The organism is Mycobacterium sp. IDUB_19 (assembly GCF_055419445.1).
Genome location: NZ_JBVAXR010000115.1, coordinates 1 through 2458, shown reverse-complemented (window position 1 = coordinate 2458; position 2458 = coordinate 1). Strand labels below are relative to the sequence as shown.

The 2458-nt window shown below is 67.0% G+C and carries 3 protein-coding genes; 1 reads left to right on the top strand and 2 read right to left on the bottom strand.

The genetic code is table 11. The features are described from left to right. A partial coding sequence (locus ACZY0B_RS27195; RefSeq protein WP_463767328.1) for a Rieske 2Fe-2S domain-containing protein occupies positions 1-209 on the bottom strand: 209 nt, incomplete at its 3' end. Positions 210-311: 102 nt separating this feature from the next. Between ACZY0B_RS27195 and ACZY0B_RS27190 the strand changes: the two genes are divergently transcribed. Continuing rightward, positions 312-2015 (top strand): 3-ketosteroid-delta-1-dehydrogenase, encoded by a 1704-nt coding sequence (locus ACZY0B_RS27190; RefSeq protein ID WP_463767327.1) that lies wholly within the window; start codon positions 312-314, stop codon positions 2013-2015. Here the strand turns inward: ACZY0B_RS27190 and ACZY0B_RS27185 are convergent. Beyond that, the coding region (locus ACZY0B_RS27185; RefSeq protein WP_463767326.1) for a PadR family transcriptional regulator at positions 2012-2458 on the bottom strand (447 nt) is incomplete at its 5' end. The genes ACZY0B_RS27190 and ACZY0B_RS27185 overlap by 4 nt on opposite strands.

Here is a 2458-nt window from a genome sequence, read left to right as displayed (position 1 = left end):
CCCATGTGCCGGCAGTAGCTGTCGAGGACGTTGATCTTGCCGTCCCCGCTTCGGAAGACGACAAGCTTCTGACCGAACGCGTTGATCGCCTGTGGCTTGTCATCACCGAAATCTCTGGTCAAGCCGAGGCAATGCCACCCGCGGGCAAATCGCGTCGGTGCGGCCTGGGCTTCAATGAGCCGAACTTCGTCGGTGTCTTGCGACGTCATACGCATGATTTAACTCCTGAGGACGCGCCCGTGGTGGGTGTCTGTTCCACTCATCAGGACGCCTATTCCTGCGCTGCGCCGCCCCGGCATACCGTTCACGGCGTGACAACACCCAGTGCGACGATCCCTGCGGGGCTTCCCGTGGCCGATACCAGCGTCGACTTGCTGGTCGTGGGCTCGGGCACCGGCATGGCCGCAGCGCTGGCCGCCCATGAACTCGGTCTGAAGGTGCTGATCGTGGAGAAAGCGGCCCACGTGGGCGGCTCGACGGCCCGCTCCGGTGGTGCGCTGTGGCTACCCGCGGGTCCGGTGCTGCGCGACGCCGGTGCCGACGACACCGAGGAGCAGGCCGCGGCCTATCTCGACTCGGTGGTCGCGGGCTCGGCGCCCCGACCGCGTTCAACGGGATTCTTGACGCACGTGTCCGCGACGGTTGAGATGTTGCGCCGAATGACTCCGCTGCGGTTCTTTTGGGCCCGTGACTATTCCGATTACCACCCCGAGGAGCACGGCGGCAGTGCGGCGGGCCGCACCTGCGAGTGTCACCCGTTCGACACGTCGATTCTCGGCCCCTACCGCACCCGACTGGAACCGGGCTTGATGGAGGTCAGCGTCCCGGTCCCGACGACGGGTGCCGACTACCGCTGGATGAATCTGGTCGCGCGGGTGCCGCGCAAGGGGATTCCGACGTTCGCCAAGCGAATTGCGCAAGGGTTGGCCGGCCTGATGCTGGGCCGGCGTTACGCGGCGGGCGGTCAGGGCCTGGCGGCCGGTCTGTTCGCGGGTGTGCTGCGCGCCGGTATCCCGGTGTGGACCGATACCAGCCTGCTGCGCCTCGACCTCGACGGTGACCGTGTCCGCGGCGCGGTCGTGGCGCACCGCGGCAGCGAGGTGACGATTACCGCTCGCCGCGGCGTGGTGCTGGCCACCGGGGGTTTCGACCACAGCATGGACATGCGGTGGAAATTTCAATCCGAGTCGCTGGGCGCCAACCTGAGCCTCGGCGCCGCGACCAATACCGGCGACGGGATCCGCGCCGGGCAAGAACTCGGCGGCGGCATCGATCTGATGGATCAGGCGTGGTGGTTCCCGGCCGTCGCGCCGCTTCCCGGCCAGGCGCCCGCCGTGATGCTGGCCGAACGGTCGCTTCCGGGCAGCCTCATCGTGAACCAGCACGGCCGCCGATTCGCCAACGAGTCGGCGGACTACATGTCGTTCGGCCAGCGGTTGCTCGAGCTGGAGCGCGCGGGCAGTCCGATCGAATCGATGTGGATCATCTTCGATCAGCAATACCGCAACAGCTACGTCTTCGGCGCCCAACTATTTCCACGGATGCGGATCCCGCAGACGTGGTACGACGCGGGCATCGCGGCACGCGCCGCCGACTTTGCCGAGCTGGGCGCCCGGATCGACGTGCCGGTCCCGGAGTTCACCGCGACAGTCACTCGCTTCAACCAAAACGCGTCTGCCGGTTGCGATCCCGACTTCGACCGGGGCCGCAGTGCCTATGACCGGTATTACGGCGACCCGACGATATCGCCCAACCCCAACCTGCGCGCGTTGACCAAGGGCCCGTTTTACGCCGTCAAGATGGTGCTCAGCGACCTGGGTACGTGCGGCGGATTGACAGCCGACCACCGGGCGCGGGTGCTACGCGAGGACGGCGCTGTGATCAACGGCCTGTACGCGATCGGCAACACCGCCGCCAACGCGTTCGGCACGACATACCCGGGGGCGGGCGCGACGATCGCACAGGGACTCGTATACGGCTACATCGCCGCACGCGACGCCGCGAGCACCGACTAATCGGCTTCCCGCTTGGCCTGGACCTGCTTTTCGACCTCACGCCAGTATCCCGGCGTGGGGCGCGGTTTCCCAAAGCCACCCGTGGCGGCGTTCTGCATGATGCGGTCGGCTTCGTCGATTTCCTTCATCAGTTCCAGCGCGAATTCGCGCTCGGCGGCGTAGTACTTGGCCGCCCAGCGCAGCGCGAGCACCGAGTACGCCCAAGCGGGTTCGACTTCGGCCCCCTCGGCGTCCTCGAGGGCCTTGCGGTGCCTGGCTTCGGCGTAGGCCACGTGTTCGGACAGCAGTTCCTTGAGCCGTGCAGGGTTACTCAGGTGGCCGAACGTAATTCGGAGCAGCACGCTGTGCTTGAGCACGGGCGGATCCACGGGTGCGTGATTGGTCCACTCGGTGACCGCGTCCATCCCCGCCGGGGTGATTTTGTAGAGCCGGCGGCTGCGGGT